Origin of the sequence: Lysinibacillus sphaericus OT4b.31, assembly GCF_000392615.1 — a bacterium.
GTDB lineage: Bacteria > Bacillota > Bacilli > Bacillales_A > Planococcaceae > Lysinibacillus > Lysinibacillus sphaericus_B.
In genome coordinates, this window is sequence record NZ_KB933398.1 from 341635 (window position 1) to 365224 (window position 23590).

Annotated in this window: 24 protein-coding genes; 11 read left to right on the forward strand and 13 right to left on the reverse strand. The window is 37.3% G+C overall.

Annotated features, from left to right (window positions below; all coding sequences use genetic code 11):
• Nucleotides 1-126: 126 nt before the first annotated feature.
• Both H131_RS01620 and H131_RS01625 read right to left on the reverse strand, forming a co-directional pair.
• Nucleotides 127-342, reverse strand: a complete 216-nt coding sequence (locus H131_RS01620; RefSeq protein WP_010857296.1) for a helix-turn-helix domain-containing protein — start codon at nucleotides 340-342, stop codon at nucleotides 127-129.
• 10 nt (nucleotides 343-352) lie between these two features.
• A complete protein-coding gene (locus H131_RS01625; RefSeq protein WP_010857297.1) occupies nucleotides 353-835 on the reverse strand; it encodes a DUF2975 domain-containing protein in 483 nt (160 codons plus the stop codon).
• 627 nt (nucleotides 836-1462) lie between these two features.
• Between H131_RS01625 and H131_RS01630 the strand changes: the two genes are divergently transcribed.
• Nucleotides 1463-2104 carry a hypothetical protein gene (locus tag H131_RS01630; protein WP_010857298.1) on the forward strand — a complete coding sequence of 214 codons (642 nt, stop codon included), beginning with the start codon at nucleotides 1463-1465 and terminating at the stop codon, nucleotides 2102-2104.
• Nucleotides 2105-2323: 219 nt separating this feature from the next.
• On the opposite strand, the gene H131_RS01635 is transcribed toward H131_RS01630, so the two are convergent.
• Together H131_RS01635 and H131_RS01640 are read right to left on the reverse strand one after the other, a co-directional pair.
• A complete protein-coding gene (locus H131_RS01635) occupies nucleotides 2324-2833 on the reverse strand; it encodes a hypothetical protein (RefSeq protein WP_010857299.1) in 510 nt (169 codons plus the stop codon).
• Between the two features lie 15 nt (nucleotides 2834-2848).
• Complete coding sequence (locus H131_RS01640) at nucleotides 2849-3538, reverse strand: B3/B4 domain-containing protein (RefSeq protein ID WP_010857300.1); 690 nt, start codon at nucleotides 3536-3538, stop codon at nucleotides 2849-2851.
• 59 nt (nucleotides 3539-3597) lie between these two features.
• On the opposite strand from H131_RS01640, the gene queG reads away from it, so the two are divergent.
• Together queG and trmL are read left to right on the forward strand one after the other, a co-directional pair.
• Nucleotides 3598-4728, forward strand: coding sequence for a tRNA epoxyqueuosine(34) reductase QueG (gene queG / locus H131_RS01645; protein WP_010857301.1), 1131 nt, complete (start codon nucleotides 3598-3600; stop codon nucleotides 4726-4728).
• A 14-nt stretch (nucleotides 4729-4742) separates the two neighbouring features.
• On the forward strand, nucleotides 4743-5216 hold the full coding sequence (gene trmL, locus H131_RS01650; RefSeq protein ID WP_010857302.1) for a tRNA (uridine(34)/cytosine(34)/5-carboxymethylaminomethyluridine(34)-2'-O)-methyltransferase TrmL: 474 nt from the start codon (nucleotides 4743-4745) through the stop codon (nucleotides 5214-5216).
• A gap of 146 nt (nucleotides 5217-5362) precedes the next feature.
• Here trmL and H131_RS01655 read toward each other — a convergent pair whose 3' ends face one another.
• A complete protein-coding gene (locus tag H131_RS01655) occupies nucleotides 5363-6208 on the reverse strand; it encodes a VOC family protein (protein WP_010857303.1) in 846 nt (281 codons plus the stop codon).
• 486 nt (nucleotides 6209-6694) lie between these two features.
• On the opposite strand from H131_RS01655, the gene H131_RS24895 reads away from it, so the two are divergent.
• Nucleotides 6695-6871 carry a hypothetical protein gene (locus tag H131_RS24895; protein WP_010857304.1) on the forward strand — a complete coding sequence of 59 codons (177 nt, stop codon included), beginning with the start codon at nucleotides 6695-6697 and terminating at the stop codon, nucleotides 6869-6871.
• A 172-nt stretch (nucleotides 6872-7043) separates the two neighbouring features.
• On the forward strand, nucleotides 7044-7874 hold the full coding sequence (locus H131_RS01660) for an aldo/keto reductase (RefSeq protein WP_010857305.1): 831 nt from the start codon (nucleotides 7044-7046) through the stop codon (nucleotides 7872-7874).
• Between the two features lie 163 nt (nucleotides 7875-8037).
• On the opposite strand, the gene H131_RS01665 is transcribed toward H131_RS01660, so the two are convergent.
• From H131_RS01665 to H131_RS01675, 3 genes are all read right to left on the reverse strand, one after another.
• On the reverse strand, nucleotides 8038-10212 hold the full coding sequence (locus H131_RS01665) for a 5'-nucleotidase C-terminal domain-containing protein (RefSeq protein ID WP_010857306.1): 2175 nt from the start codon (nucleotides 10210-10212) through the stop codon (nucleotides 8038-8040).
• Nucleotides 10213-10783: 571 nt separating this feature from the next.
• Nucleotides 10784-11626, reverse strand: a complete 843-nt coding sequence (locus H131_RS01670; RefSeq protein WP_010857308.1) for an RluA family pseudouridine synthase — start codon at nucleotides 11624-11626, stop codon at nucleotides 10784-10786.
• A gap of 266 nt (nucleotides 11627-11892) precedes the next feature.
• On the reverse strand, nucleotides 11893-12318 hold the full coding sequence (locus H131_RS01675; protein ID WP_010857309.1) for a disulfide formation protein C: 426 nt from the start codon (nucleotides 12316-12318) through the stop codon (nucleotides 11893-11895).
• Nucleotides 12319-12519: 201 nt separating this feature from the next.
• On the opposite strand from H131_RS01675, the gene H131_RS01680 reads away from it, so the two are divergent.
• Together H131_RS01680 and H131_RS01685 are read left to right on the forward strand one after the other, a co-directional pair.
• Entirely contained in the window at nucleotides 12520-13635 is a 1116-nt protein-coding gene (locus H131_RS01680; RefSeq protein WP_036130920.1) for a GAF domain-containing sensor histidine kinase, read from the forward strand.
• Between the two features lie 14 nt (nucleotides 13636-13649).
• Nucleotides 13650-14297, forward strand: coding sequence for a response regulator (locus H131_RS01685; RefSeq protein ID WP_010857311.1), 648 nt, complete (start codon nucleotides 13650-13652; stop codon nucleotides 14295-14297).
• A gap of 103 nt (nucleotides 14298-14400) precedes the next feature.
• On the opposite strand, the gene H131_RS01690 is transcribed toward H131_RS01685, so the two are convergent.
• Nucleotides 14401-15519, reverse strand: a complete 1119-nt coding sequence (locus tag H131_RS01690) for a response regulator (RefSeq protein ID WP_010857312.1) — start codon at nucleotides 15517-15519, stop codon at nucleotides 14401-14403.
• A 412-nt stretch (nucleotides 15520-15931) separates the two neighbouring features.
• Here H131_RS01690 and H131_RS01695 point away from each other — a divergent pair, with 412 nt between their 5' ends.
• A complete protein-coding gene (locus H131_RS01695) occupies nucleotides 15932-16858 on the forward strand; it encodes a helix-turn-helix transcriptional regulator (protein WP_010857313.1) in 927 nt (308 codons plus the stop codon).
• Nucleotides 16859-16932: 74 nt separating this feature from the next.
• Entirely contained in the window at nucleotides 16933-17676 is a 744-nt protein-coding gene (locus tag H131_RS01700; protein ID WP_010857314.1) for an effector binding domain-containing protein, read from the forward strand.
• Nucleotides 17677-18032: 356 nt separating this feature from the next.
• Here H131_RS01700 and H131_RS01705 read toward each other — a convergent pair whose 3' ends face one another.
• From H131_RS01705 to H131_RS01720, 4 genes are all read right to left on the reverse strand, one after another.
• Entirely contained in the window at nucleotides 18033-18956 is a 924-nt protein-coding gene (locus H131_RS01705; RefSeq protein WP_010857315.1) for a cation diffusion facilitator family transporter, read from the reverse strand.
• Nucleotides 18957-19031: 75 nt separating this feature from the next.
• Complete coding sequence (locus tag H131_RS01710) at nucleotides 19032-20375, reverse strand: hemolysin family protein (RefSeq protein WP_268890947.1); 1344 nt, start codon at nucleotides 20373-20375, stop codon at nucleotides 19032-19034.
• A gap of 456 nt (nucleotides 20376-20831) precedes the next feature.
• Entirely contained in the window at nucleotides 20832-21248 is a 417-nt protein-coding gene (locus H131_RS01715) for a hypothetical protein (RefSeq protein ID WP_010857317.1), read from the reverse strand.
• Nucleotides 21249-21418: 170 nt separating this feature from the next.
• Nucleotides 21419-21622 (reverse strand): YheE family protein, encoded by a 204-nt coding sequence (locus H131_RS01720; RefSeq protein ID WP_036129709.1) that lies wholly within the window; start codon nucleotides 21620-21622, stop codon nucleotides 21419-21421.
• A 173-nt stretch (nucleotides 21623-21795) separates the two neighbouring features.
• Here H131_RS01720 and H131_RS01725 point away from each other — a divergent pair, with 173 nt between their 5' ends.
• Complete coding sequence (locus tag H131_RS01725; protein WP_010857319.1) at nucleotides 21796-22938, forward strand: DUF445 domain-containing protein; 1143 nt, start codon at nucleotides 21796-21798, stop codon at nucleotides 22936-22938.
• 16 nt (nucleotides 22939-22954) lie between these two features.
• The gene (locus H131_RS01730) at nucleotides 22955-23302 is read left to right on the forward strand and encodes a YlbF family regulator (protein ID WP_010857320.1); all 348 of its coding nucleotides are present in this window, start codon (nucleotides 22955-22957) and stop codon (nucleotides 23300-23302) included.
• The last annotated feature ends 288 nt before the right edge of the window (nucleotides 23303-23590 follow it).

Genomic DNA, 23590 nt, shown 5'->3' on the forward strand with positions numbered 1-23590 from the left:
ACTAAAGCTTGTTGCTAATTTAACGAAAGCCCCTGTGCACAATAATTTCTAGTCCTTGCAGAGAAAGACGCCCAAAAACATCTATATTGCAAACAACTTTGAATCAATCCGTATTTCCCAAGTATTTTAACTATCTTCTTCAAATTTGTACTCTAAAATATCCCCGGGTTGGCATTCTAATGCCTTACAAATTGCTTCTAATGTTGAAAGCCTAATTGCTTTTGCCTTGCCATTTTTCAATATAGAAAGGTTAGCCAGTGTTATTCCAATCCTCTCAGAAAGTTCTGTTACACTCATTTTCCTTTTTGCCAGCATCACATCGATATTGATTATAATTGCCATATTATTCACCTCAGACCGTTAAATCATTTTCTGATTTTATTTCGATGGCATTTTGTAATAGCTTTTGAAGAACAGCAGCAAAGACTGTAATCACAATTGAAGCAAAAATCATGACCATTCCAATTAGTATGATACCTGGCGCATCGTCCATCTCCGCCATGAGATAGAAGAGTGGCATACCTAATACATACAAGATACTGATTGTGATTGCACAGTATTTTATATTTTTTAAAGCTCTTACAGATAAATCCGAGAAAGCGATATTCTTGTCAATGTAGCTTAAAAGTCTAAATGCTTGATACAGAGCAAGGTAAAAAGGAATCGCTGTTGCATACAAATTGATGAAAATGAGATATTTTATATAAGCCATATCCGGATACAATTGTGCTGCAAAACTCGCTATCTCAGGCACCAAAAATATGCACAAAGCAAGGACGGGGATTCCCATAAGTATAACAGCTAACTTTAAAAAGAGTGTTGATACTCGTTTCATAAAAAGCACCTCACTTATTTATTGTCAATTTGAATTTAACATGTAGTTTATTGTTTTACAATAAATTTTTATTAATTTTAACAACATTTTTATTGTTACAATCATTACCATTTCAAAGAACACGTAAAACTATTCAATTTAGGAAAACAGCCATTAGCCACAATCCAAATTATCCAATGCTCAAAATTTTGCCCTCAATTCATGTATGCTGCAAACTTTTGAGCAGCTTTCTCTTTTGATTTTTCAGTGACATTTTTGTGTAGGTATTCAATGTTGTTTGCTTGATTTCCGTGCCCTAAATTTCTTATGTAATCTGCAAACATTAAGAGAAGTCGAGGAGACTCGACTTTTTAAGTACATTTAATTATTTTCTTCGACAGAATTCGAGCTTTTGAAAGACGTTCATAATACCCGTCTAAGATAGTCTATGCGTAATGCGAATTCTTTATATAACCAAAGGTGTCGAAAAATGGCGAAAGATAATGGTGGAAATGTAACCCTTAATTTGGCAAAATTGTAATCGCAGTAAGTGAAATGTTAATTTATAAACTATTTGTATTATAATTGTATTTCGCTAGATCAAATAACGTATATTTTTAATGGTATGCATTCGGAGGGAATAATGTAATGAAGAAAGTTTTATTAGTATTACTAGCCATAATGCTAGTTGGGTGTTCTGGTGAGGGAACAGAAAAGAACAAAGAGGAAAATGTAAAAAAAGAAGAGATCGTAAAGGAAGAGAAAGTTGTTCCTGTAAAATATGAAGAGGTTGATCCTGAATCAAAAGCTACAATAGAAAAGTTTGTTAAAAAATACAATGTCAGAGTTGATGTATATAAACAGGATACAGAAGAACCAATAGAATTAGAGAAGATTCCAGAACCAATAACTAGTGAACTAAATAAAGAGGAAAATATTTTGTCGCAAATCCTATTGGAAACAGATTTTAAAAAATATAAGGGTCATTATAAAATAGTCGCTAAATATAATGAGGATAAAAAATTAGTTGGCTATAATATCTCTGTAGAAGGAAGCCCAATAAACGAAGTAAGTGAAGAGGGAGATGAATGGGAAGAAGGATTATTAGCTGCTATGTCAATTATTGATGCAATAGGATTGAATTTAGATAAAAATGAAGTGGAATTTGATAAAGCTATAGATGAAGAGAAAGACACTCATACATATACTGATTCTAATTATAATGTAACTTTTCTTCTTGCTGATTTAGATTTAGGAACATATGAAATTAATTATGATTTAACGAACTAGAACAAAAAAGCATCTCTAAACGGATGCTTTTTTTGTATTTCAACGAATAATTACAGTTTTAAAAACTCGCAGTGTGAAGAAAAGAGGGAATAATACTTCTGGAGATCTACAAATGAAAAAGATTGGAGCAAATAGCTTCAATCTTTAAGGATAAAACTTGCCCCAACTATAGCATTCATTTAACTTCCGTAACTGTATCTCCATCTCACCGACTGGAGCTTAGAAATAACGAGAATCGTCAAAGTTCAGTGCTACGCTATAATTTTTGGCATTAATTAAATTGGAAAGTTTATGTGCTTCTTTATCGAGTTTAAGAGCACGTTCACGGTATTCATCGGGTTCGTACATAGCAATTTCATAAAGCATCGTGCTTTCACCATAGCCCATGCGTACACTTTCTTTTTCATGCGTACTAAAGTGCTTGCAAAGCTCTGCTTCAGCTCGAAGCTGTGTCGCAAGTTCAATTGCCTCGACCAGCGCTAATTGTTGATCTTTAAAGTCTACTGTGTTTTTAATATTGGCTTCATATACAAGCCGATCTAATGTACGCACATCGAGACGTACCTGCGCTAGCTCAGATTCAATAACAGTCATGGCTCGATTGCTCGTTTTTGGAGCTTGTCCCTTTTCGACTGTTACAAAGGCACTACGGTGCAATTCGCCCATAAGTTCCTGGGTTTTTTTTGTTAAAATGCTTTTCAATTTAACAGCTTCTGCAAGATTTATCATGTGAACACGTCCTCTTTATAGTGTAGTAGATGGTGCTGCATTTGTTAATAGCGTTGTTTTATAGTCGCCACCATGAATTTGATTGAACATTTTTCCTGCAGAGGCAAGAAGCTCTTCGGATTGACTTTCACAAAGTGATGGACGGAGGTAGAAGATTTGTAAAGCATCTATCGTTGTCTCTGAGACAGCCGTTCGTCTTGAATCGACGAATGGCGAACCGAATGCACCTTCCTCGTCACAACTATAGAGGATATTATTTAGCGAATTAAAGCGGCCGTTCAAGCCTTCATACCCTGTTTCTTCGTTGCCAAGTGCGATTTCAACATTTCCTTTAAGAAAAGCTATATCATATAGGCCGATTGGAATTTCATATTGCAAGGAGAAGAAATTATTTAAATCAATACCAGATTGGAATGGTGTTAAATAATTTTGTTTACTGATACGACGCATTAAGCTTTCTGCCGAGTGACGATAGCGGTTTGGATCAGCACCAAGCTTTTTCCATAGTTGTCGCCATTCTGCGATACCAGCTCGTTCTGTAACAGAAGTCTCCTGCATTTCTAAAAATAGATTTTCCTGATACAATTGCATTCGTCCCTTAATCATTTGGGGCGATTGTGTTACGACAATTTTGGTATAATGAATAATGCCGATTTTCAGTTCAGGATGTTGTGTATTGAGAGTTGGATTGAGTGACACTTTCATAATTCATCACCTACTTTAACTATTTCTATTATTGTAACATGTAAGGAGTTGGAAATAAAATGAACATACATGACCTACAACGTGAATTTGTGGCGTATGCAATGTCCATTGGCGTTGATAAAATTGGCTTTACAACGGCAGCTCCATTTACAGAATTAAAAAATCGACTGCGTCGTCAGCAAGAGCTTGGCTATCAGTCAGGCTTTGAAGAAAGCGATATTGAAAAACGTACTGAGCCATTTCAACTATTAGCAGGAGCAGAAAGCATAGTTGCCATAGCGGTAGCGTATCCATCACGTATGCAGGATGCACCTGTTGGAAAAAAAGGCTCAAGACGTGGTATTTTTTGTAGAGCTTCTTGGGGTGTCGATTATCATACAGCGTTAAGAGAGCGTTTGAAACTATTATCAGCATGGCTCGAAGAACGAGTAGAGGGTGTGCGTATAGAGTCAATGGTTGATACAGGCGCACTTGTAGACAGGGCGGTTGCAGAGCGTGCGGGTATTGGTTGGAGCGGGAAAAATTGCTCTATTATTACGCCGGAGTTTGGTTCATATGTGTATTTAGGAGAGATCATTACAAATCTTCCATTTGCCCCGGATACAGCGATGGAAGATGAATGTGGGGATTGCCGCTTATGCTTAGATGTTTGCCCAACAGGCGCGTTAATAGCGGGGGGACAACTTGATTCACAGCGTTGTATTGCTTTTTTAACGCAGACGAAGGGAACTTTGCCCGATGAATTTCGTAGCCATATTGGTAATCGTTTGTACGGCTGTGATACATGCCAAACAGTGTGCCCAAAAAACAAAGGGAAGATTAACTGGATTCACGAAGAGTTTAAGCCAAATCCAGAAATCGCAAAGCCGTTACTTGTACCACTTTTGACCATTTCTAACCGTGATTTTAAAGACAAATTTGGACATGTTTCAGGCTCATGGCGTGGTAAGAAGCCTATTCAACGCAATGCCATTTTGGCTCTAGCGCATTTTAAAGAAGAAATCGCTGTGCCTGATTTAGTGTCGCTTCTTGAAAAAGATGAACGTCCTGTTATCCGAGGAACAGCGGCATGGGCATTAGGGAAAATTGGCGGGGAACAGGCAGAAAGAGCATTACTCGCTGCGAAGGGCACGGAACAAGACGATGAAGTACTCGTTGAAATTAATAAAGGTTTACAATTTTTTAGCTAAGGAAGTGTACCGTTATGCCACTGCATATCGTTTTATATCAACCAGAGATTCCAGCAAATACAGGCAATATTGCACGTACCTGTGCTGGGACGAATACCTCTCTGCATTTAATTCGTCCCCTGGGCTTTTCAACAGACGATAAAATGCTTAAACGTGCCGGATTAGATTACTGGCATAGTGTCAATGTTGTGTATCATGATTCACTTGAGGATTTTATTGAAGTATCGAAAAACGGTGATCTATATTTAATTGAAACGTATAGTGAAGAGCCGTTTACAACACATGATTTTAGTGATCAGGAACGTGACATATACTTTATGTTTGGCAAAGAAACGACAGGCTTGCCAAAGGATTTTGCATATGAACGTCGCGATATGTGTCTGCGTATTCCTCAAAGTGAACATATTCGCTCCTTGAATTTATCGAATACAGCCGCGATTGTTATTTATGAAGCTTTGAGACAGCAAGGTTACCCAGGGTTACATTAAAAAAGCAGTTCTCATGAGGAGAACTGCTTTTTTTCTTGGGGAATATGGAAGTGACGGATAGAATCCCGAAAGTGACAGATAGAACTCTAAAAGTGACGGATAGAATCCCGAAAGTGACGGATAGAACTCTAAAAGTGACGGATAGATTAAAATTTCAGTAGCACAACATTGCCAGCAGGATCTTCTGTTTGGAAGCCACCTTCAATATCAACAATAGTTGCCCCCATAGCATGTAAGTTTTCTTTCATTTTAGCTAGTTGTTTGTCGTTATCTAATCGAAGGGTGTATGTTTTTAAGCCGACCTGATTTTCACCAAGTTTTGGGGCGTCCTCAGAATACCAAGTATTTAGACCAATATGATGATGATAGCGACCTGTTGAGATAAATAATGCCTGACCACCATAGCGTGTTACGATATCAAATCCTAAGCCTTTTGTGTAAAATTCCTCTGCTGCACTTAAACTGGAAACCGATAAATGTATATGTCCCATAACTGTGCCAGCAGGAAGTCCTTGCCATTCGCCGGTACCTTCCGCCAATATGGCTGAAATATTAAGTGGTTCTGTCACCATATGAACTTGATCGAATTGCCAAGTCCAATCACTTTCAGGATGGTCTGTATATACTTCAATACCGTTTTCATCTGGATCTCGTAAATAAAGGGCTTCACTCACATCGTGGTCAGATGCACCAAAATAAACACCCGAATTACGGAAATGACTAATAATATTTGCTAAATCACGGCGTGTTGGTAACAGTAAGGCAAAATGATACAGCCCTGTTGTTAAACTCGTTTTTTCTTCAACTGTTTCTGGCTGTACAATTGTCAGCAGTGCAGTTTTGCCATCAGCAGATAAAGTCGCCTCATGTGACCCTACTTCTAGAACTTTAAAACCAATAATATCTTGATAATATTTTAATGAACGATGTAAATCACTTACTTTGATTTCGACATTTGTAACATATGTGTTTGGTTTTTCATGAAAATGCATAAGAATGTGCCTCCAACTATAAGTTATTTTTGATAATAAACTTACTTTATGTAACTAAGTTTATTTTATATAGTACTTAAAGTCAAGCATTTATGTTTTCACCTAATACCAAGTCGTTAAGGAATTATGTCACAATCTAGGCCATCCTAAGCTTTCCCCATAAAAAAAGAAGTAACCATAATGGCCACTTCTAATAAAATAAGAAATCACTAAGCAGTAGAACACACTTAGTGATTGTCTTGAGGTATTATTTGTCCGCTTTGTAGTCGCCTTCGTAACCAGCCGTGAAAATAGCAACTAAGAAAGCAGCTGTAACACCAAGAATTAATAATAAACTCATGGAAGAACCCTCCTCATGTTTATAAAGAAATCTCCCCTAAGTATAGCTTATCTACTATGAAAAGAAAACGTCAATGCACAATAAAATATGTCAGAAATGGTTCAGTCGTTAGTATTTCGGGAAAACTAAAAAATGAGGTGATGAAAATGGATAAAAAAGTTCCAAATATTGAGAATGGTACAATGGCAGGTAATTTTGATGAGGTGAAGGAGCTAGGCAAGCAAATGGAGCGTATGCGTGATGGTTTAGAGCTTGCGGAGGATGATCGGATTACAGACCCAATTCAGGTAGATGCACCTGAAGAAAAATTCAAGAAACAGTAAGGTGCCGTAATATCGGAATTTACTGTACAAGGTGAACTATCCGCGGAGCAAGGAAGAATACCCACGAAGCGAAGGTTCTCATATATCCTATATTCGAAGAAGGGAACTTCTCCATTTTCTTAAATCCAATTTTTTGTATAATGGAACTAGGAAAAGAAAGGGGCTGAAGTTCTTGAATTTACAATCAACAAAAGTATTAACAAACGGTGTAGAAATGCCGCGTCTTGGTTTAGGTGTATATAAAATGACAGAACGCGAAGAAACATTGCAAGCAATCGATCATGCGCTTAAAGTTGGTTATCGTGCGGTTGATACAGCATCATTATATGGCAATGAGGTCGAGGTAGGCGAAGCGATTCGTCACTCAGGTGTCAATCGGGAGGATATTTTTGTCACGACGAAGGTTTGGAATAATGACCAAGGCTACGATGCGACGTTACGTGCGTTTGAAGTGTCATTGAAAAAGTTAAATATGGAGTATTTGGATTTATATTTAACACATTGGGCAGTGCCACAAACATTTGAAGAAACGTACAGAGCTATTGAACGACTTTATGATGAAAAATTAATTCGTGCAACAGGTGTCTCAAATCACCATGAGCATCATTTACAAAAACTATTAGCAAAAGCAAATATTGCGCCAATGGTCAATCAAGTAGAGGTGCACCCTTATCTTCAACAAAATACTTTGAAGACATATTGTACAAAGCATGATATTGCACTCACAGCATGGTCACCGCTTGGTCGTGGGGGTGTGCTTGATGATCCAACAATTCTTGAAATTGGTCAAGATTTAGGGAAGACTGCTGCACAGGTAGTCCTTCGTTGGCATCTACAAAATGGCACGATTATTATTCCAAAATCGGTTTCACCGAGTCGTATCGAAGAAAATGCACAGATTTTTGATTTTGAATTAACGCAAGCTCAAATGACTCAACTGGCTTCATTGAATCTCAACAAACGTTTTGGACAAGACCCAGATAACTTTAAATTTGATTTTTAAATTATCAAAATCCGTGTCAACCGATGGACGTTTTGGTTCAGCAGGATAAGGTTTTCACAGGCATGTGTTACGAATGCTACTCCGCACATATTATGGTCACATAACTTTTGAATAAAGATAAAAACCCGCTCTCTAGTAGGAGAAGCGGGTTTTTCGTATAGAATTATTTTGCTTCTTTTACATAAGGAATGTAGTTAGAGAGCATTTTAGCCATATGTGCACGCGTAGCATTGTTTCCAGGCATAAATTTGCCATTTGAACCGCTAGCAATTTGTAATTCTTGCATAAGTGCAATAGCGTTTTGCGTTTCTGTATTGTATTTAGAAATATCGCTGAAATCAGCTGTTAAACCAGTTTTCGCATCATGCTGCAAGTTATAAGCACGTGCAAACATTAATGCTAGTTGAGAACGAGTTACTTTGGCAGTAGGATTGAATTTGCCATTTTGACCTTGTACGATGCCAGCTTCTGCGAGTGCTGTAATCTCTTTTTGTGTAGCTACTTCTAAACTCGTAATATCAGAGAATGTAGCTTCACCTTTTGCTTCAAGTTTTAACACACGTGCGATGAATGAAGCGGCCTGTGCACGTGTTAAATTAGCGTTTGGCGAATATGTTGTGGCTGATGTACCTTGTGTTAAATCACGGTAATAAAGATCACGAACGTAGCCCTCTGTTTCAGACCCTTTTGCAATATCTGTAAATGGAATAGTTGCTACAATACGACCTTCAACTTTAGCATCAACTTTTTTAAGCGTATTTAAATGATCGATAAACATTTCATAGTCAATTGTACCTGGCTCACTTACACGGCCGTCAGCATATACTTTTGCAAGTGTTTCGAAGCCATCGCCACCTTTAGCAGTGAAAGTATTTGTAGCACCTTTGTAAGTAGTGGCTTTATCAAGTTCTTTACCGTTTAATTTAATAGATATGACACGTTTACCAGCTGCTGCCTTACCGTCAAATTCTACTTGTAAGCCAGAGAAGTGTAAGAAACCTCCAAATTCTTTCGGGAAGTCTTTCACACTATGTTCAGCAATTTCATAGATTTCAGCACCAGTCATTTTTACAATACCTAGTGCATTACCGAATGGCATGACAGTCATGACTTCACCTACAGTAATGTCCCCAGCGTCAATGCTAGCACGGATACCGCCACCATTTTGGAAGGCAAATTGTACTTCTGGGTCAATTTTTTGTGCACCAGCAAGCATACCGTCCGTGATGATGTTACCTAGGTTTGTTTCACCAGCACGAACGCCCCATAGACCACGCTTTCCGTCAAGTACTGAAACCGCTGTATTACCTGTAGACTGTTGTTTAACTGCAGCAATCTTTTCACTATATGGTGCTAATAATGCTGCTGCGTCAGCGTCAGCTTTTACAGGATTTTCTTTATCATTTAATGCATGTAATTGGCCAAAGTATTCAACAACTGCGCCGTTATCGTTGAAAGTTAGATCAAGCTCTCCTAAATTCTCGCTATATTGACCTGTTTGTACGATAATCGTTGGGTTTTTAAATGACGTATCAGCTTTTACAGCTTTATCTAATTTTGTATGTGTATGTCCACCTACGATAACGTCGATACCTTCTACCGCAGAGGCTAGCAATTGGTCATTATCAAATTCTTTTGAATCATCGAAACCTAAGTGTGTCAGTGCAATAATTTTATTGACACCTTGCTTTTCAAACTCTGCTACTGCTTTTTTCGCAGAATCGATATAGTTAGCAAATTGAACATTGGCAACACTGGAAATGGATGGCGTTTCTTCTGTTGTTAAACCGAAAATACCTACTTTTTCACCATCTACTTCTTTAATAATACCATTATAGATTTTACCGTTTTGGAAGTCTTTTGTAATTGTTTGAGATTGTAAGCCATCAAATAAGGAATCCTTTGAGAAATCCAAGTTACTTCCTAACAATGGGAAATCAGCACCTTTTACAAACTTCGCAAGTGCAGCATGTCCTTCAGGGCTTGACCCTAAATCGAACTCATGGTTACCAAATACCATTGCATCATAGCCCATTAAGTTCATTAACTTCATATCAACTTCTCCAGTGAATTGATTGAAGTATAGAGTACCAGAGAATACGTCACCCGCATCTAATAAAAGAGAGTTTGCATTTGCAGCACGTAGCTCTTTTACCTTTGTTGCGCGTTGTGGTGCAGCTTCAACGTGTGCGTGTGTATCATTCGAGTGTAGAATTGTTAAATTGAAACCGTCTTTCGTAGCTGTTGGTGTTGCTTCTTCAGCTTTTGCAGCAAAACCTGGTGTAGCTAGTAAACTCGCAGCGAGTGTTGTTGCTGCAATACTTTTAACCCATTTCATCAATGAATTCCTCCCTCATTATATGTCAGATGACTGACAATTTACTTTATTCTATCATGAAAAAAATCCATCGTCATTACCAATAATGGAAAATCAATATTAAATTTACTGTAAAATTTAGGGAGTTAATTATTAAATCATATATTTATACTTTTTTAGAATTATAAGTGAATTGATTTGGGGGATATGTTGTTATTTAATAGTCACCAAACAAACGCTATCAGCGCTAACCAAAATTCTTCGCACAGAAATATTTGATTGTCAACTTTAAGACCACGAGTTGATTGGAGCGAAGGCGGCGACTTCTGCGGGAACAGCATGAGCGAAAAGGCCCCGCAGGAGCGTAGCGACGAGGAGACTGAAGCCGTGCCCGCGAAAAGCGTCCGCCATAGCGGAAAGCAACGAGTTCATATAGTTACTTCTATTTGAAAAGAAAAAAGCCATCCCAATTTCATTTGAGATAGCTTCTTCATCATAAAAGTGTAACGTAGACAGATATTTTGTTGTGTAGAAGCGATCGTGACTCCCAGTAAAGCTTGAAGATATTACTGGCTCTTGTTTGAGAAAAGTGTTACTGTTTTTCATCCTTTACTACGATGCGCTTATTTAAAAATGGATGTTCGAATTCTAATTGTATGGCGTGTAGTTCATAGTCACCACTCGCTGTTTCGCGTGCATCGTACATCGTATCACCGATAATAGGATGACCGATATGTGCCATATGCACACGAATTTGATGCGTTCGTCCTGTTTCGAGAATCAGGTGAACAACACAAGAATGTTTATAGCGTGCTACAACCTCATAGTGAGTAACCGCATGTTGTCCTGTTTTTGACACGACTCGTCTCGTTGCATGGTGTCGGTCCTTACCGATAGATTCTGCAATAGTGCCAGAAGTAGAGCGCAGATTTCCTTGGACCTCCGCAGCATACGTACGAATGATTGTTTTTTCTTCGATCATTCGGTCAAATATCGATTTTGCAAGTGGATGCTTGGCAACAAGTAATAAGCCCTGTGTACCTTGGTCAAGACGATGAACATGCTCCGCATAAACACCATCTTGCTCCTTTATGTGCGCCATAACATGGTTCATGCACGTATGTGTATCACGCGCATCATTTGGGTGTGTCGCCATGCCTTTTGGTTTAGAGACAATCAAACAGTGGTCGTCTTCGTAGACAATATCAATCGCACACACGGGTGTTGGTTTATAGCTAGAAGAAGGGATAGGAAATGTGAATTTTATCATTGTTCCTGCTTGTAATGGTTCCTTCCACTGCAGGGGCTCGCCATCCGTTGTTGTGACCGCCTTTGCCATCCGTAATTCATGGACTAGTTTTTTTCCTAGTTTCCAATGATTTCGTAGTAGTTCCTCAACCGTCAAATTATTGTCATTTATTTTGTAATGAAACATCTATCTTCCTCCGTCGAAAAGAAGGCTGTGTAAAGGCCCCTTTATCTATTTTCTACCTAAATCGTACTCATGAAATTTTGATGCAAAAAAATTCGCTCTCTTTTGGTGGGCAATCAGCAAACCACACAGGTCTAAAGCATCTGCAGGTCTCGCTTGGTTCGCTGTCACACAAGAGTATCGCGAATTTTTTTGTAGACAACTTATCATTTACAAAAGCATAGTTCAATTTGGAGCATCTATACCCAAATGGGATAGTCTCAATTTAATTATTTTCCTTCTTTTACAGTTTTCATTAAATAAAAGCTTGCCCCTGCAATTAAAATAAATGCTGTTAGCGCTAAAAATGGAATTGTGATGAAACCAAGCCAGTTAATGTATTGGCCTGTACAAGATACTGCACCGCAAGAGGGGGCTGAATCCGCTAAAAAGCTTAGTTTTTGAATACCATAATGATATAGTGATACGCAACCGCCGATAATGGCAAATACGGCTGTTGTTACAGCAATACGAGCATTTTTTTGAATAAAAGCAATGGTTGTCATAATGACAATTGGATACATAAAAATACGTTGAATCCAACACATTTTACAAGGCTCATAGTGACGGATTTCTGAAAAGTACAATGACCCGAATGTTGCAACTACAGAAACAATCCAAATGAATAATAAGCCATTTTCTTGTTTTTTAGACATATTAAAACTCTCCTTATTAGTAACCTTATACTTGTACGATTATAGATGTTCTGAATATAGAAGTAAATTATCTAGTAAGGATAGTGCAATCTATTTCCAACAAATGAAATTCAGTCTAAAGTATGAATGGCTGAAACGGACGCCTTTGACTTGGAAATGTTATCATTAAAATTAGTAACGCCAAAAAAAAGAGGTGTTTTTGTGAGAGAGAACGAGCACTCGAATATCAGTATTTTAAAAGAAATCGCTGAACTATTAAACGAGGAAACAGAAATTGTTACGATGCTAAAAGGCGCCCTTGTAAAATTTTTAAATGGAACCAATTTTGAAACAGGTTGGATTTTTTTTATAGATGCTAAGGGGCGGTCAGAGCTTGTTGTCCATGAGAATTTACCAGAGGCACTGGAATTTAAAAATTGTCATTATTTGAAAAAAGGTGGCTGTTGGTGTGTATCTCGATACCGCAATGAAGAACTAAAAAAGGCTTCTAATATTATCGAGTGTCAACGTATAGAAAGTGCTATAGCGGCAGATGTGGGTGATCACGCAGGTATCACCCATCACGCAACGGTACCACTTCAATCGGGGCAGGAGCGCTTTGGGGTTCTTAATGTAGCATCAAAAGATACGGTACGTTTTTCAGAGGAGGAGCTAGCCTTACTTGAATCGGTTGCCTTTCAAATGGGTTCCGCTATTAAACGAATTTTACTAACCAAGCAGGAGCAGGAAATGGCACTTGTGAAGGAGCGAAATCGTTTAGCACGTGACTTACATGATTCTGTCAATCAGTTGCTGTTTTCAGTTACATTGACGGCGAGAGCAGGGATTGAAATGAGCAACGATAGTGATGTAAAGGAAACATTTAAGGAGATTCAACATTTAACGCAGGATGCTTTAACAGAAATGCGTGCACTTATTTGGCAGCTTCGTCCCAAAGGCTTAGAAAATGGTTTATTAGAGGCGATTAAAGTCTATGCGGAAATGCTAGGCTTAAAGCTGCAAATAACGGTTTCTGGTGTGTTGCAATTTCCTTCACGTATTGAAGAAACGTTATTTCGTGTAGCGCAGGAGGCCCTCAATAATGTGCGTCGACATGCTGGCGTGTTAGAGGCGGCACTTTACATTACTGTAACTGCAACAGATATTTTGCTTGTCATTCGTGACGAAGGACGAGGCTTTGTGATTGATAAAAATGCTAGGTTGCTATCAATGGGCTTGCAGTCGATTAAAGACCGAGCAAAATCAGTTGGTGGCACAGCTGACTGGGTTAGTGAACTTGGCAAAGGAACGGAGCTGTTAATCAGATTGCCATATTAAGGGAGGGAATGAAAATGATTCGTGTATTAATAGCAGACGATCACCATGTAGTCCGTCGCGGATTATTATTTTTTTTAAAAACGCAAAAAGATATTGAAGTTGTTGGAGAAGCTAAAAATGGTATTGAAGCAATCGCATTAGCTGAAAGTATACAGCCAGATATAATTTTAATGGATTTGGTTATGCCGGAAATGGATGGTATTCAGGCAACAAAGCGTATTAAAGCTAAGTTACCACAAATACAAATTTTAATGTTAACTAGTTTTTCTGACCGAGACCATGTTGTGCCAGCCATGGAGGCAGGAGCAGCAGGCTATCAGCTAAAGGATATCGAACCAGATGAATTGGTTTTATCGATTCGTAGAATTATGCAAGGCGAGAATACATTACATCCTGAAGCAACATCAACACTTGAAATGGATAGACAACAATCAGAAAATGCACTACATGTGCTAAATCCATTAACGCCTCGAGAGCAGGATGTACTTGCAGAGCTCACAAAGGGGAAAAGTAATCGAGAAATAGCTTCTTCTTTATTCGTTACTGAAAAAACAGTTAAAACACATATTTCTAATATTTTCACGAAGTTACAGGTGCAAGACCGTACACAGGCTGCTCTATATGCCGTAAAGCATGGATTGACTGAAGGCAGTGGCATTTAGGCTGTTAGGTAGAAATGAATGAATAAAACATACCTATAAAAAATAGTAAACGGCGAGTTCCTACAAATTTGTAGTTGCCCGTCGTTTTTTGTTGAAATAAGAGTTATCTATTTTGAAATAATTTGTTGGAAAGTTCCATTAAAGTTGGGCTTGGTGTAAGTGCCAAGTCCTCCTTTAATTTTTGCTCATAGGCTAAAAAAATTTTATGTGCTTGTTTATGATGACCTGCATTCATTAGAACTTGCAAGTAGTATTCAAGCTTTTGTTCGTTGTACGGATCGTACTCTAACAGGGTGTTTAAATATTCAATGGCTGTTGCAGTTTCAGTTAATACAGTAGCCTGAAAACCTTTTTCTAATAAATCTATGTATGATTTATAAAGCTTATCTTTATATGTAGTTGCCCATCCATAATCATCAAATATTAATAAACCATTTTTATAGATAGTAAGGCATTGATTGATTAAAAAGATTGGTGGAAACTCTAATTTAGTAAAATCATTATAGTATTGTTGGAATTCATATAAATCACATGAGATATTAGGTTTTTCAAAAACATAATATTTATTGGAAAAGATGATACAGTTTGAATACCCTACGTTATTTAAAGTCTTTCTTAAGTAAGATAGCGCAGTGTGTAGGTTTGATTTAGCTCGTACATAATCTAAATCAGGCCAAAGAATTTCAATTAAATAATCACGATGAATAGGCATGTTTGGGTGCAAGATGAAATAAGAAAATAATTCTTTCGTCTTTTCAGTTTTGAAAGATACTAAGCTATTCTTGCTATACACAGCAAATTGATTGAAACATTGAACGTTTAACAATGTATTGCAAGCTTGTTGTGTTAATTGCTGCATAGAAAATTCATGCTCTATACGTAAAACTGTTTTTTCTAATCGCGCATGGCTAATTGGTTTTAGTAAGTAATCAAGACCACCAACTTCATATGCCTGTATAGCAAAATCTCGGTAAGAAGTGATAAATATAACACTTACATGTGGGCGATTAGCTTTTATAATATCTGCTACTTCAAGCCCATTCAGTTCATCCAGTTTAATCTCTAAAAATATAACCTCGAATTCCATGGAAGGAAGGTTATTTAGGAATAGTTTTACACTCGTAAAGGTTTGTATTACCTCGATTTGTTGAAAGTTTTGTAGTTTGTTTTGAAAATAGTGTAAAGCTAAAGGTTCATTGTCAATTAAAACGGCTCTAATCACATCAAAATCTCCTTTATACAATTAAATTGAAGACCATTAAACTCTAGTTCATTGCTTTTGAAAAGGCTCCTCATATATAGAGAATAGAATTTTTTTATGTTGTGTTAAGAGAATTGAAATAATTGTATAAGCGTTCTTATACTATTTTAATGAAACCGAAAAACAGCGTGATTAAAATAGAAAAATAGCTCATTCAATACTTATTCGAGATTCTTGAGTTATTTTTTTCTTTTATTGGCAAAAAACCATATTGTTTGTAATAATTTATCAGGCGTAATTATAGTACATTTGACTTAAACAAAACTCAAAAAGTACTTAAATAATACTTAATAACAAAAGGAAATAAAATTAAGATGTTATAGTAAAAAAATTTTAACATGAACCTCTCATTGTACTAAAAGGAGTGAGCAAAATGAAACTAGACCGTTTATTAACGATGACCATGATTTTAATTAACCGTAAAAAAGTGAAGGCACAAGAATTGGCTGAGTTGTTTGATGTGTCAGTTCGTACGATTTATCGGGATGTAGAAACGCTTAGTCTTGCTGGAGTTCCTGTTATGAGTCAGCAAGGAGTGAATGGAGGGATTAGTGTAATAGAGGGTTACAGAGTGGATAAGCAAGTGTTTACAAAGGATGAGCTTGCCTCTCTTTCTATTGCTATCAAGAGCGCTCTGACCTCCTATGAGGATGTCCACGCGGAGGCCGTGCTTGAAAAGTTAACCGGTGTTGCAGATACCAAAGTGAAACAATCCATTGATCAAATATTCATTGATCTAAGTCCATGGGGGCACAACGTCATATTAAAAGAACAGATTACGCAAATTAAAAAAGCAATTAAAAACGAGTATTGTGTGGGTTTTATCTATTCTACAGGCTATGGACAGACAACAAACCGAGTCATTGAGCCACATACTTTAGTACAAAAAGGGAAAGTTTGGTATGTGTATGGCTATTGTCTATTAAGGAGAAGTTTTCGTGTATTTAAGATTTCAAGAATGAAGGATTTAAAAAAAGAGATGACGTCTTTTACACGCAAGGAAGTTAATTTAGAGGCATTGCCATGGAATGAAGATTGGTATCAGCCCCAAAACTTAGTTGACCTTACGTTGTCATTTGATGCGAAAATTGTGACATTAGTGGAAGAGACGTTTGGTACAGAAAACGTAAATATCGAAAATTTGATCGTTCAAGTATCATTACCGGAAGACGAATGGCTATACGGTTTCTTACTCAGCTTTGGTAATCGAATAAAGATTCTTAATCCTCCCCATATCAGTGAAATTGTGCAAGAACGTGCGCAGGAAATTGTGAAATTATATAAAGACAATAGAAGTTAATCTAATAGATGACATACAGATGTCAGGTTTGGTTGGTTATAGTAATGACAAATAGACGAAGGGTGGATTTAAACATGCAAAGTCAATGTCAAAGTTGTGGAATGCCGTTAGTGGATGAGAAATTATTAGGTACGGAAAAAGAAGGTCAAGTGAGTCAAGAGTATTGTACATATTGTTATGGAGAAGGTGAATTTAAGCAGCCTAATCTAACAATTAAAGAAATGATTGAAATATGTGTGCTCCATTTAAAGGAAGATGGTATGGGAGAAGATGAAGCACGACAAATGTTAGCTTCCTTTTTACCTAGTTTAAAAAGATGGAGAAAGAGTGAAAGTATCAAACCTGTTGTCATTGAGAAAGATGCTTTTAATGTGGTAGGGGTGGCAGCACGAACAAGCAATGCTAATGAGATAACAGCACAAGCAAAGATCTCTCATCTATGGTCGGCATTTTATGAACAAAATGTCGCGCAGCAAATTTCAAATCAAGTGAACCGAGCAGTAACATACGGTTTGTATTCTGATTATGAGAGTGATGTGAATGGCCATTATACTCTGACGCTTGGAATGGAAGTATCAGCAATTGATGAAATTCCTGAAGGCATGGAAGCAAAGTCAATCCCAGCTGCAAAGTATCTGGTCTTTACATCGGAAAAAGGGCCAATTACGGAGGTTGTCATTAAAGCGTGGCAGGATATTTGGGCTTGGTTTGGCAATTCACAGGAAGAAAGAACTTATACTGGCGATTTTGAAAAGTATGATGAACGATGTGCCAACCCAAATGAAGCGCAGGTCGATATCTATATAGCGATTAAGTAAAAGACCATTCTAATTTACATTGTTTCAAAAAAGAACAACATAAAACAAGGGGCTGTCCCAAAAGAAAAAACAACATGCTTAGAGATGGCCAAGTATGCTATTTTTTTGATGCAAAGGTAAAAATCCGCGTAGACTCCTGCGAATCGTATTTGCGACGAAAGCATGAGTGAAACGGTAGCGACAGGAGCAGGAAAAGCAAGAGCATGAGACCCAACAGGGAATGTTTAGTTGAACGAAGACTAAAGTCGTCACGTCCTGTGACAACGCCTTCGTGACCAACATCCTGTTGCTCTGATGCGGCTCATGCCTTGCTCGCGGAAAGCAAAGCGGATATTTACCATATAGGAAGGCGGACGTTATTGTTTGAAGGACTTTTTAGACAGTTCCTTGTTGTCATCTGCTGGAGCAATTACCTCCATATGTGGTTCAATGTGCACGAGCACCTGGCAAAATGGGTTTTCGCGCATCACGGTGTGTTCGATTTCCTCAGTAATGCGATGACTTTCGAAAACATTTAAATAAGGATTCACAGTGACCGTCACATCGATAAAGTACATATTGCCATGTGCCCGTCCTTTGAAATCCAACAGCTCAATCACACCATCTACATTGCGTATTAATACGGACAATGTTTCAACTTCGTCAATATTAAAGGCATCTGTTAGACTTTGAACCGCTTCCCAAAAGATTTCTACGGCAGTCTTAATAATAAGAAAGGCAACCACTAATGCAGTCAGCGTATCGATGATCGGAAAGCCGAAAATCGCACCAAAAATCCCGATGGCTGTTCCAATACTAACGAGGGCATCTGAGCGGTTATCGTAAGCGGCAGCTTTTACAGCGGCACTACGAATTTTTTTAGCTAAGGCTAAGTTATAGCGATAGACAAGATACATAACAATGGCACTGCCAATAGCTACATAGGCAGTTAATAAAGATGGTGTCGAACCAGTAGGTTCCCAAAGGCTTTTTAAAGAATTGAAAAGAACCTGTAAGCCGACAATTAGCATAATAAATGAAGCAACAAGTGATGCAACGGTTTCAGCGCGTAAATGGCCATATTGGTGATTAGAATCAGGTGGTCTTTGCGCGATACGTAAGCCGATTAAAACAGCAATGGATGCGATGATATCCGTTGTATTGTTCAGTCCATCTGCTTTTAATGCTTCTGATGTGCCTAAATAACCAATTGTCAGTTTTGTTGAGCTCAGTATTAAGTAAGTACCGATGGATAACCAAGCACCTTTTTCCCCTTGCCGTAAATTTGTATAGAGCTCCATTTTGTTTCCTCCTCGCAAAACTTTAGGGCATTATAAAACGACTCCCTTATATGAAAGGGAGTCGTTTTAGCATGTTTATTTATAGTCTTTCAATTCTTCGGTTTCATTTGCTAAATCAAGTTCAGGTAATTTTAGAACTTCTAAGTATAGTATATGGTGACCATCTAATTCTTTAGCTGTGAATTCATAGCCCTGCATCTCAATGCTATCACCTTCAACCGCATCAAAACGTTTCGTCATGAACCAACCACCGATTGTATCGATATCATCATCTTCTATGTCAGTACCTAGCATATCATTGACGTTTTCTAGTAGCATTTTTGCATCTAAAATAAAATGATCTTCGGCAATTTCTTGTACTTCGGGGATTTCATCTTCATCGAATTCATCTTGGATATCTCCGACAATTTCCTCGATAATATCTTCAATCGTTACTAAACCTGATGTTCCGCCATATTCATCCATTAAAATAGCCATATGAATACGTTCTCGCTGTATTTTTAGTAATAGCTCATTGATTTGCGTAGTTTCCATAACACGTATAATCGGCTGCATATAGTCAAGCACAGGTTTGTCACCATTTACAGGATCTTTAATGTATGCCGTTAATAAGTGTTTCATGTTTACTAAGCCGATAATATGGTCCTTATCGCCATCAATAATTGGATAACGGGTATATTGCTCGACGCCCATTAAATCAAATACTTCCTTAATCGTCAGCTCTTTTTCAATTCCGACGATTTCAGTACGTGGTACCATAATTTCTTTTGCAAGACGATCTGAGAACTCGAAAATACTGTTAACATATTCATATTCTGAGTTATTAATTTCTCCACCCTTTAAACTATCAGACAAAATCATTCGTAGCTCTTCTTCAGTGTGTGCTACTTCTGATTCTGACATCATCTTAAGCCCGAACATGCCTGTTAACGCTCGTGCTGAGCCGTTTAACAATTTAATGATGGGATACGTAATGTTGTGGAATAAAATTAATGTGCCAGAAAGATTTAATGTGACAAATTCAGCTTTTTGGATGGCTAAAGTTTTTGGCGCCAATTCCCCAATAACTACATGCATAAAAGTGACAATTGAGAATGCAAGTATGAATGAAAGGATAGATGTTATACTACCGTTCAAATTTAAAAATTCAAACACTGGATGTAAAATGATTTCAAATGTAGGTTCACCAAGCCAACCAAGACCAAGTGCCGTGATGGTGATACCTAACTGACATGCAGATAAGTATTCATCTAAATCTGAAATAACCCGTTTTGCATTTTTCGCTTTTTTATGTCCTTCTGCAAGCAATTGATCAATCCGGGTAGCTCTTACTTTAACGATAGCAAACTCTGTTGCAACAAAAAATCCTGTCATTATAATTAGTAGAGCGAATGCCGCCAACCTTATGGTTATTTCCAATATGTCTCCGTCCAAATAATTCCTTTGCTCCCGCCCAAATGAGGGAAGTAAACAAAGTGTACACCTCCTATGATTTAAAAAATTGTTGGATGTTTCAATCATAAATTATTTAGTAGCAAAACACAAATATTGACAACCACTTTTTCGATGGAATTAAAGAGGACAATTCATTTTGAAAAAACGAGCATTTTGAACGACAAATGATTGAAAATCAAAATACAATATGCTAACTTTATATGGAGCAAGGATAGTTTGTTTAGAGAAAGAAGCATTTGCATCTCATATAAAACGACACGTCAAAAATCTCAAGAGAGCTTTACTTGCGGATTTTTTTAAATGAATTATTTTCAATATGCAACAAAAAAGAGGTTGTCTCATCTGAGATAACCTCTTTTTCTGTCCGCAAGTAGAGCATAAACGCTCAAAGTAATAAACCTGCTTTACTTTCATGCGGTTTTATTGTTGTTGGAAACGTAATTTAAGGCAAGCTTTTTCCACGTCATGTGTTGTCTCTTTGAAAGGAACAACCCCTGAAAACGTGGAGATTGTGATAGGTGCCTTTTCTGTAAGCCCTTGTTGCGTTAATACATAGTTATTTCCGTTATATGAAAAATACATATTTTTTATCGAACGTTTTCCCATTAACGTGCTAGGAGAATCAAAGAAAGCTTTTAATTGGCTACAATATTCATTATAGAAATTAGTACTAAAGCCTGTAAGCGTCTCGAATTTTTTACTATCAATAGTACCGGCCTCATTGGCTAATTCGAAAATTTTAGCGGAAAATTCAGAAAAAAGTTCCTTTACCTTTGCACGTATTAATGCTTTTGAATTATAGCTGTTTAAGTCATCTGAAAGTGTGACTTTACTCATTGAAATAGCCCCCTGCATAAAAAACATTTAAGAATATCCTTATTTATTAAATGTATAAGAATAATACAGGAATATCAATATGAATAAGCAATATTTGCAAAATTAGCGTCCAAATAGTAGTGAAATTTCTGCATATTTATGAGATGTAAGAGTAAAAAACTGTTGTTTTGTTAATCGTAAACATGGTAAAGCATTAGCTCGTGAATCATTTTTTTAACATCGTCTTCGTTTGGTGGTATAGGTCCAATCCATCGTATTTCACCATCTTTTAAATATTCTGCAACGTAGCGTTCTCGTTGATAGAAGAACGAAATAGTCCAACCTGGGAGCTGTGTGTTTTCAAAAAGAGGCTTAAAGCTAAAATGCTGTATCATAAACATCCTCATTTCCATCTGTAGTTACTTATCATTATTCAAGGATAGTGGTTATTTTGCAACTATTCAATTTTATGGGGGTATTTCTTTCGTGGAATTTCATTGCTCTGCTATAATAAGTGCAGAAGGCGACAAAATACGCCACAGTGAATACGATTGAAATGAGGATACTAATGGACAATTTTCTAGTGACATTATTATTTATGGCAGTCATTGGTGCAGCGATCGGCGGCGTCACGAATCATCTAGCAATAAAAATGCTTTTTCGGCCACATGAGGCTATCTATATTAAAAATTGGCGCGTGCCGTTTACACCTGGTCTTATTCCTAAGAGACGTGATGAATTAGCAAAGCAGCTTGGGTTAACGGTTGTAAATTATTTATTGACGCCCGAAACCTTTAGAAAGAAATTTTTCTCGAAGGACATTCAAGACAAAGTGGAGCAGTTCGTCCAATCAAAAGTACAAGAAACTATTTTTACTGATGATAAAACGATTCAAGATTGGTTGAATTTAGCTGGCTTTGCTAACATGCCAGCTACAATTGAACAAAAAGTAGAGGCAATTGTTGCAGGACAATTTGAATCAGTAAAAAATACATTATCAACGAGCTCTATTCGTACACTGTTATCAGCGGACATTCAAAATGTAATCGATGCCAAAATTCCAGTAGCAGTTGGACATATCTTGGAAAAGGGTGAGGATTATTTTTTATCACCAGAAGGCGAATTGACAATAAAGGCAATGATTGATGATTTCTTATCATCTAAAGGTTCTTTTGGTGGCATGATTAATATGTTTTTGGGTGATTCCTCGTCACTAGTAGGCAAAGTCCAACGTGAACTTGTAAAGTTTATACAGGCACCAGGAACGACATCCCTATTAACGAAAATTTTTATGCAGGAATGGGAAAAACTTAAGGACCGTCCAGCAATGGACTTTCTTGAGGATATTAACTTTGAGCCGATTTTAGCGAATTTACAAAGTTATGTAAAAGAGCAATTAGCAGTAGCGGAGCGATTAAATCATCCAATATCGTATTATTGGCCTGAAGGTAGTACGTGGATGACAGAAAGTGTTGTTCCACGATTAATCGAAAAAGCGTTTATCCAGGCTGAAGACAAGTTAGAAGACGTGCTAAAGCGTTTAAACTTACAGGAAGTTGTTCGTGAGCAAGTAGATTCATTTCCAGTATCTAAACTGGAAGAGCTTGTATTAGGTATTTCAAAGCGAGAATTTAAAATGATTACCGTTCTTGGCGCAGTACTTGGTGGTTTAATTGGGATTGTGCAAGGTTTAATTGTCTATTTTATTTAAAAAGGGGATTATGTTGATGATTAATATTTACAATGAAATTAATGCATTAGAAGGAACTTTCCGTAAGACAGCCGAATTTGAGACTTTAAAAGAAGCTGTAGAAGTCGTGAAGGCAGATGAAGAAGCATTAAATGTATTCAAAAACTTCCGTAAGATTCAAATTGAATTACAGAAGAAGCAGTTAGCTGGTGAGGATTTACTGGAAGATGAGCTTGTCTATGCACAAAAAGCGGCACAGCTTGCCCAGCAAAATGAAAAAATCTCCGCTATGCTTGAGGCAGAGATGCAGCTAAGCAAAGTGATCGAAGAAGTAAACCGCATTTTAGTAAAACCAATACAGACATTGTATGAAGGAATTCAATAAAGGTAACTAAGTTGTCTCACCGTCCGGCGGAAGCGATGGATCAACCGGCGATAAAGAGTGTCAAACCGGCGATATTGCGATTCCTATCAGCGAAGCCATTGTCTACTCCTCATTTGGCTAAATAGCTTTTTTAGGAATAATTAAACGGATATTTGCACATATAACAGGTAAGTAGCAAAACGTGTCTCAGTAAACCGAGGCACGTTTTAACTTTATTTAGTAGTTGTTGTCTCGACTTCAGAAATAGAACAATTGAAAAAAATAGTTTTTTCCCGCATTAACGATCAG